This is a genomic window from Oceanicaulis sp. UBA2681, from assembly GCF_002354675.1.
GTDB classification, from domain to species: Bacteria; Pseudomonadota; Alphaproteobacteria; order Caulobacterales; family Maricaulaceae; genus Oceanicaulis; species Oceanicaulis alexandrii.
In genome coordinates, this window is record NZ_DEMB01000016.1 from 231,070 (window position 1) to 238,002 (window position 6,933).

Genomic DNA, 6,933 nt, shown 5'->3' on the forward strand with positions numbered 1-6,933 from the left:
CGCTGAAAACAACAAACCGCCCGACATCGGGAGAAGTCGGACGGTTCGCCGTGGTGGTGATGTCGGAACGGGGTTAGCCGTTGAAGAGGTTCAGAATGATCTGAGGTTCAGAGTTGGCGATCGAAAGCGCCTGCACCCCGAGTTGCTGTTTCACCTGCAAGGCCTGCAAGCGCGCAGATTCCTTAGCCAGATCCGCGTCCACAAGATTGCCCACGCCTTCGGTCAGACTGTCTTCGAGTTTGCCGACAAAAGTCCGGTGCGCTTCCATCTTCTTGAGGTCAGACCCCAGATTGGCCAGAGCCTGGTTGACGTTGTCGAGGCTCGCCTGGATGGCGCTGACCACATTGCCGGCCAGGGTCACGGTGCCAAGGCTGGAATTGTTTGTCAGGGTGATGATCGAGCCGGAAACAGACAGGTTCTGCCCTTCCAGCGTGACGGAGCGCGTCGCGTCCGCATCCGCCAGGAAGGCGATGCCGTTCGTCAGCGAGCCGTTCAACAGGTTCGCGCCGTCAAACTCTGCGTTGGTCAGGATGACTTTCACCTGATCCAGCAACTCTTTGTAGTCGCTGTCATAGGCCTGACGCGAGAAGGTGTCGATGGAAGGATCAAGCGCGGCTGTGGCTTTCTCGCGCATCTGGATCAGCAGGTCAGAGATGGACTCGCCGGCCGCAATCGCCACATCGCCGATGGAGACGGCGCGGTCGAGCGAGGATTTGACGGAGCCCAGTGCGCCAATGTCGGACCGCATGCCTTGCGCCACCGCATAGACGGAGGAGTTATCCTTCGCCCCTGTCACACGCAGGCCGGTGTTGATCCGGCTCTGGACGCCCTGAATGTCCTCATTGGTCTTGTTGAGGTTTTGCAGCGCGATCATCGCTGAGGTGTTGGTATGGACGCTGAGCGCCATTGGTCTTCTCCCGATTGCATAACTGCGCCGCATTCGACGGCCGCTCAGCAGTAACAGGAGCAATCAGCGGGCCAATCAGGCCAAATCGCCGAAAATTGATTTAAAACATATATTTGTACAAAAACGGCAAAGTTCACCAGGGCCCGCAGACCTCTGGACGTGGTTAATTATTGCCGCTGCAAGCGGTCAAATCTGCCGAGAGGTCAAACACGCTCGTCAACGACGCCGCCCTGCTGATCTTTCAGAAACGCGACCAAATCCATGTACTTTTCCGGCGGCCATTGACGCATGACTTCACCGGTTTCCGGATCGAAAAGCTTGTAGATGAACTGACCGCTCTCTTCTTCACGATCAATCTGAAGCCGGGTCCGCAAGCTGGCGTTGACGCGCTCACGCATGGCCTCAATGCGCTCAAGGTCAGCGGATTTCTGCACGACAGCCGCGCCTTTTTCAGCGACGGACTTGTCGGTTTCTTCACCGCCGATTTGACCGCGTTTCGCCATGCCGGCGACGGCTTTCTCGGATTGATCGGGTTCCGGGGCGACGCCCTGGGCGTTTGTAACCGGTATGATGTTGCCGATGTTCATATCCTTTTCGTCGACGCTTTGGCGGCGTCGGCGCCTCCTACTTTCTCCCTTGCTCTGTCAGTCATGGTCATCTGGGAAAACTGGCCGGGGAGGAACCCCACGTAACGCCCCGGCCAATTCCGCTATGGATTACCGGAAGTAACCCAGGATCGAGCTCGGCGCAGAGTTTGCGATCGAAAGCGCCTGCGTACCCAGCTGCTGCTTGACCTGCAGCGACTGGAGACGGGCGGATTCTTTCGCGAGATCCGCGTCGACCAGATTGCCGATGCCTTTTTCAAGAGCGTCAGACAGTTTGCCCACAAAGCTTTTGTGAACTTCCAGAGACTTCGAACCGGTGCCCAACTTGGCCAGAGCCGTGTTGAGGTTGTCCAGCGAAGTTTCGATGGTGGCCACCAGGCCGGACGCCGCAGCCGCCGTGGTGAACGACGCCGTCGCCGCCACAGTGACATTGGTGCCGCCCAGCGACATCACTTCCTGACCGATATCCAGCGTATTGGAGCCGTCAGCATTGGCCAGAGCCGAAATGCCGCCGGTCTGGGTGCCGTTGATCAGGTTGGTGCCGTTGAACTCGGCGTTATCGACAATGGTGCCGATCTGGTCGCGCAGCGCCTTGAAGTCTTCGTTCAGAGCGTTACGAGACGCCGTATCGAGCGAGGTGTCCGCGCCAGCCAGCGCTTTTTCCTTCATCTCGATCAGCAGATCAGAGATCGCTTCACCCGCGGCTAGGGCCACGTCCACGGTCGATTGCGCCAGGTCCAGGGACGTGCCCACAGCGTTGTAGCCCGCCACGTCGGCACGCATCGACTGGGCGATGGCGAACACGCCGCCATTGTCCTTGGCCGAGCTGATCGCCAGGCCCGTGTTGATGCGCTGTTGAACCTGCTGCAGATCTTTATTGGTCTGGTTCAGGTTCTGCAGGGCGATCATCGCCCCGGGATTAGTATTGATCGTCGCCATTTCTTGGCTCCTTCAAATTTCCGTTTCTACGGTTACGACACGCTTTTTGCGCATCACTCTTCGAAGGGGTCCCCATTTTCTATGGAGCCCCCTTCGAAACTTTAAGAGTTACCGGAAGTAACCCAGGATCGAGCTCGGAGCCGAGTTGGCGATCGAGAGCGCCTGAGTACCCAGCTGCTGCTTGACCTGCAGGGACTGCAGACGAGCAGATTCTTTGGCCAGATCCGCATCAACCAGGTTGCCGATGCCTCTTTCGAGAGCGTCAGACAGCTTGTTGACGAAGGTGCCGTGGATCTCGAGGGACTTCGAACCCGTACCCAGGCGCGCCAGGGAGGAGTTCAGATTGTCCAAGGAGGTCTCGATGGCGGACACGGCCGCATTGGCCAGCGTCGTGGTGTTGATCTGGGAACCGGCGGTCAAAGTGATCGTGGTGCCGGTCAGGCTCAGATCTTCTGCAGCAATGGTGATGGTGTTGGAGCCATCAGCGTTCGCCAGAGCCGAGATCGCGGTGGCGCCGTTCTCGATGAGATTGGTGCCATTGAACTCAGCGTTGGCCACAATGGTGCCGATCTGGTCGCGCAGCGCCGTGAAGTCTTCGTTCAGGGCATTGCGGGACGCCGTGTCCAGAGACGTATCGGCAGAGGCTAGGGCTTTCTCTTTCATCTCCACCAGGAGATCAGAGATCGCCTCGCCGGCGGCCAGGGCCACGTCCGTGGTGGACGTCGCCAGGTCCAGCGATTGATTGACGGCCTTGTAGCCCGCCACGTCGGCACGCATCGACTGGGCGATAGCGAACACGCCGCCATTGTCCTTGGCCGAGCTGACAGCCAGGCCAGTGTTGATGCGCTGTTGAACCTGTTGCAGATCTTTGTTGGTCTGGTTCAGGTTCTGCAGGGCGATCATTGCGCCCGGGTTGGTATTGATCGTCGCCATTTCTTGGCTCCTTCAAGTTCCGTTTCTACGGTTGAGACGCGCTTTTTGCGCGCCAAGGCTCCGGCGACGGCTCCATTTTCTATGAAGCCCTCGCCGAATCTTGGGGTGAATTACCGGAAGTAACTCAGGATCGAGCTCGGCGCGGAGTTCGCGATCGAAAGCGCCTGGGTGCCCAACTGCTGCTTGACCTGCAGCGACTGGAGACGGGCGGATTCTTTCGCCAGGTCCGCGTCGACCAGGTTGCCGATGCCTCTTTCAAGCGCATCAGACAGCTTGGTCACGAAGGTGGAGTGGATTTCCAGCGACTTGGAGCCGGTGCCCAGGCGCGCCAGAGCGGAGTTCAGATTGTCCAGACCCGCTTCAATCGCAGCCACAGCGGTGCTGGCGGCGGCGACAGTGGAGATGGATGAGCCGACGCCGATCGACAGCGTGCCGCCCGTCAAGCTCAGATCTTCAGCACCGATGGTGATGGTGTTGGAGCCGTCAGAGTTGGCCAAAGCCGTGATGTCCGCTGCGCCATTACCAATCAGATTGGTGCCGTTGAACTCGGCGTTGGCCACGATGGTGCCGATCTGATCGCGCAGTGCGGTGAAATCCTCGTTCAGGGCGTTGCGAGACGCCGTATCCAGCGACGCATCCGTAGACGCGAGCGCTTTCTCTTTCATTTCGATCATCAGATCTGAAATGGCTTCGCCAGCCGCCAGCGCGACATCGACAGTCGATTGCGCAAGGTCCAGCGATTGCGACACGGCGTTATAGCCAGCCACATCGGCACGCATGGATTGAGCGATAGCAAAGACGCCGCCATTGTCCTTGGCGGAGGAGATAGCAAGACCCGTATTGATACGTTGTTGGACCTGCTGCAGGTCCATGTTGGTCTTGTTGAGGTTCTGCAGGGCGATCATTGCGCCCGGATTGGTATTAATCGTCGCCATTTCTTGGCTCCTTTAACGTTTCTACGTTTGATGTGACGCGCCTTTTGCCCGCCAGACCTTCTGGTCCACCCATCTAGGAGCAAAGCTGAGGCCAGATTCACCCTTTGCCTCCCAAACAGGTCGCAAGCCCTTGTTTTTCTGTAATTCGCTCTTGTGAAAACCGTTTACCCTATAGCCCGGAGGCGGCAGCAATTGCCGGGGCGGCTCGGCAGGAATTGCCGGGTGCGGCACATTTTGCCGGGCGGCCGCTGCGCCCCGGAGCCCGATTTGGTTAATCGCGCCTTAACTGCACCGCAGACAAAGAAAAAGGCCGGGGCCGCATGTACGGCCCCGGCCCATATCCGTCGCCCTAGCCGAAATAGGACAGGATCGATTGCGGCTGCTGGTTGGCGATCGAAAGCGCCTGTGTGCCCAGCTGTTGCTTGACCTGCAAAGCCTGCAAGGATGCAGACTCCTTGGCCAGATCCGCATCGACCAGATTGCCGATACCGACTTCCAGAGCGTCAGAAAGTTTTGTGACAAACGAGGAGTGGATCTCCAGCGCTTTGGATTTCGTGCCCAGGCGCGCAAGCGCAGAGTTCACGGCGTCCAGCGAGGTGCCGATCTGAGAGGCGATATTGCTGGCCTGTGTCCCCGTCGCAAAGGACGCAGTCACGGCAAGCGACACGATCGAACCGGAAAGCGACATGTCTTCCGAGCTCACAGTAATCGTGTTCGAGCCGTCCTGGTTGGCCAGCGCCACGAATGAGTTGGTCGAGCCGTCAATCAGGTTCACGCCGTTGAATTCAGCATTGCTCACGATCGTTGAAATCTGATCGCGCAACGCCTTGAAATCTTCATTCAGGGCGCTGCGGCTTGCTGTATCCAGTGACGCGTCTGACGCCGCCAAGGCCTTCTCATTCATCTCAATCAGCAGATCCGAAATCGCTTCACCCGCAGCAAGCGCAACGTCAAGCGTCGCCTCGCCCCGGTCCAAAATCTGACCAACAACCCCAAAACCGGAAACCTGGGAGCGCATGCGCTGGGCGATGGCGTAGATGCCGCCATTGTCCTTCGCGCTGGAGACTTCCAGGCCGGTGTTGATACGGTTCTGCGTGGTCTGCAGGTCCATGTTGGTTTTGTTCAGATTCTGAAGCGCGATCATGGCTCCAGAGTTGGTGTTCACAGAAACGTTCATTGTGGGGTTCCTCCATTCTGGAAGTGAGCGGCCTGTTCTCGGCCGAAGGACATTTTGTCCCGCCTCAAGCAGAGCAAACCCCATGCCGCTGCGCGCACGCAGGCAGCATAAATAACACTTTGTTTTTCAATGGGTTGAATCGGGCAGCACGAAGCCCTGATGGCGCGCGCCAAGCACTGCCGGGCAAATATGTCCGGGCGGGCCGATCTTGCCGCTCGCTGGCGGCGTCAGGAGGGCGAGAGCCCCTGCATGATCATACGGTTGATGTCGATCAGGGTTTCCAGATCGGTTTCACCCCGCATCGCCGAACTCGTTTCTTTGGACACAAAGATCGACAATGAGATGATGCCGGCGCGCAGGGATTCAGGCAGGTTGTTGTGATCGCTGGCGCAATCGGCCGCAAAAGCGGACCAGACCCGGCGATTGCGGTCCAGCGCAGCCGCCTTTTTGCGGATTTCGGTCTTGGGCGCGTCCTTGACCTCCATCAATCCGCGCGTGACCTCGCCGATCAGACGATATTCCGTCTGGCGAGGGTCTTCCGTACGCGAAGATGCAGTCTTGTAGGCCTGATACGACATGAACGCTTCGCCTCTTTACGCCTCGTCAGATCCAGCCAGGAGCTTGGCTTCGTACTGGATCAGCTTTCTGCAACGCAGCAACGCCTTATAGAATTCGCCAGCCATCACTTCGCGGCTGACCGAAACGCACTCTGAAAGCACGTCTGACGAGCCCACAGCGTTCATGAACTCGGTCATCCTGAGAACGAACTCGTCATATAGTCCGTCCTGAGAGGTTGATGAGAGGTACATCATCATGACCGGGAAATAGATCCGCTTCGCCGGGGTATCGACCTCATGCTCGTGCATGATGTCTTTTTCACGCAGAACGCTCGCCTTGTTTTGCAAGACGAGAGTCGCCCGGCGATCGCCATTTTCGACCACGGCTCCGTTCAGAACGAACTTTTCACCCGGCTTCAAAGAAAGCTTTAGCGGCATGACCTGTCTGACCCTTCATTGTCGGCGCGGACTGGCGGCATCCGACTCCGTGCACTCAAGCAGGCTAGAGTGAAGAAACCGTTTCTGTGACGCAGGTTCGCATTATTAGCAGAACCTTAATCGAAGCATCCATTCTTGGCTTGGTAAACTGCAAGGGATGATGCGCGATGAGCCAATTGCTCGATCTTGATGCGGAACTGGCGGCTGGTGAAGAAAAGGCCGTTCGCAATGTGCGGGTTCGCCGCGACAGCTCCGCCTCTTCGGACGTGCAGCGGGCGCTTGCCTCCAAGAAGTCCAAAGACGAAAACCTGCCGCCCAAAGCGATCGGCCTGCTCAAACGGGCCATGAAAATCGTCGAGGATGACCGCGAAGCCGCCGCCAAGGCCGCCAAGCTGTGTCTGGATGCGGTGGATCTGGCGCCTGAAAGCGCCCTCGCAAATCA

Annotated in this window: 9 protein-coding genes; 2 read left to right on the plus strand and 7 right to left on the minus strand. The window is 58.2% G+C overall.

The genetic code is table 11. From position 1 onward, the window contains the following. Window positions 1–73: 73 nt before the first annotated feature. Window positions 74–907, minus strand: a complete 834-nt coding sequence (locus B3M53_RS12415) for a flagellin (RefSeq protein ID WP_022699987.1) — start codon at window positions 905–907, stop codon at window positions 74–76. Between the two features lie 170 nt (window positions 908–1,077). Between B3M53_RS12415 and B3M53_RS14755 the strand changes: the two genes are divergently transcribed. Further along, on the plus strand, window positions 1,078–1,599 hold the full coding sequence (locus tag B3M53_RS14755; RefSeq protein ID WP_286800488.1) for a hypothetical protein: 522 nt from the start codon (window positions 1,078–1,080) through the stop codon (window positions 1,597–1,599). 24 nt (window positions 1,600–1,623) lie between these two features. Here the strand turns inward: B3M53_RS14755 and B3M53_RS12425 are convergent, their stop codons facing one another. The 6 genes from B3M53_RS12425 to flbT all read right to left on the minus strand — a co-directional run bounded on the left by B3M53_RS12425 (window position 1,624) and on the right by flbT (window position 6,491). Next, window positions 1,624–2,451 carry a flagellin gene (locus tag B3M53_RS12425; protein WP_022699989.1) on the minus strand — a complete coding sequence of 276 codons (828 nt, stop codon included), beginning with the start codon at window positions 2,449–2,451 and terminating at the stop codon, window positions 1,624–1,626. A 108-nt stretch (window positions 2,452–2,559) separates the two neighbouring features. Further along, window positions 2,560–3,384, minus strand: a complete 825-nt coding sequence (locus B3M53_RS12430) for a flagellin (RefSeq protein ID WP_022699990.1) — start codon at window positions 3,382–3,384, stop codon at window positions 2,560–2,562. Window positions 3,385–3,494: 110 nt separating this feature from the next. Beyond that, window positions 3,495–4,319 carry a flagellin gene (locus B3M53_RS12435; RefSeq protein ID WP_022699991.1) on the minus strand — a complete coding sequence of 275 codons (825 nt, stop codon included), beginning with the start codon at window positions 4,317–4,319 and terminating at the stop codon, window positions 3,495–3,497. 349 nt (window positions 4,320–4,668) lie between these two features. Beyond that, entirely contained in the window at window positions 4,669–5,496 is an 828-nt protein-coding gene (locus B3M53_RS12440) for a flagellin (RefSeq protein WP_022699992.1), read from the minus strand. Between the two features lie 227 nt (window positions 5,497–5,723). Continuing rightward, window positions 5,724–6,074, minus strand: a complete 351-nt coding sequence (gene flaF / locus B3M53_RS12445) for a flagellar biosynthesis regulator FlaF (RefSeq protein WP_022699993.1) — start codon at window positions 6,072–6,074, stop codon at window positions 5,724–5,726. 15 nt (window positions 6,075–6,089) lie between these two features. Beyond that, a complete protein-coding gene (gene flbT, locus B3M53_RS12450; RefSeq protein WP_022699994.1) occupies window positions 6,090–6,491 on the minus strand; it encodes a flagellar biosynthesis repressor FlbT in 402 nt (133 codons plus the stop codon). 167 nt (window positions 6,492–6,658) lie between these two features. On the opposite strand from flbT, the gene B3M53_RS12455 reads away from it, so the two are divergent. Beyond that, the coding region (locus B3M53_RS12455; RefSeq protein WP_286800490.1) for a hypothetical protein at window positions 6,659–6,933 on the plus strand (275 nt) is incomplete at its 3' end.

Excerpts from the sequence above, each read along its gene's own strand:
- B3M53_RS12415 (WP_022699987.1), bottom strand. The coding sequence starts at position 907 with ATGGCGCTCAGCGTCCATACCAACACCTCAGCGATGATCGCGCTGCAA.
- B3M53_RS12425 (WP_022699989.1), bottom strand. The coding sequence starts at position 2,451 with ATGGCGACGATCAATACTAATCCCGGGGCGATGATCGCCCTGCAGAAC.
- B3M53_RS12430 (WP_022699990.1), bottom strand. The coding sequence starts at position 3,384 with ATGGCGACGATCAATACCAACCCGGGCGCAATGATCGCCCTGCAGAAC.
- B3M53_RS12435 (WP_022699991.1), bottom strand. The coding sequence starts at position 4,319 with ATGGCGACGATTAATACCAATCCGGGCGCAATGATCGCCCTGCAGAAC.
- B3M53_RS12440 (WP_022699992.1), bottom strand. The coding sequence starts at position 5,496 with ATGAACGTTTCTGTGAACACCAACTCTGGAGCCATGATCGCGCTTCAG.
- flaF (WP_022699993.1), bottom strand. The coding sequence starts at position 6,074 with ATGTCGTATCAGGCCTACAAGACTGCATCTTCGCGTACGGAAGACCCT.
- flbT (WP_022699994.1), bottom strand. The coding sequence starts at position 6,491 with ATGCCGCTAAAGCTTTCTTTGAAGCCGGGTGAAAAGTTCGTTCTGAAC.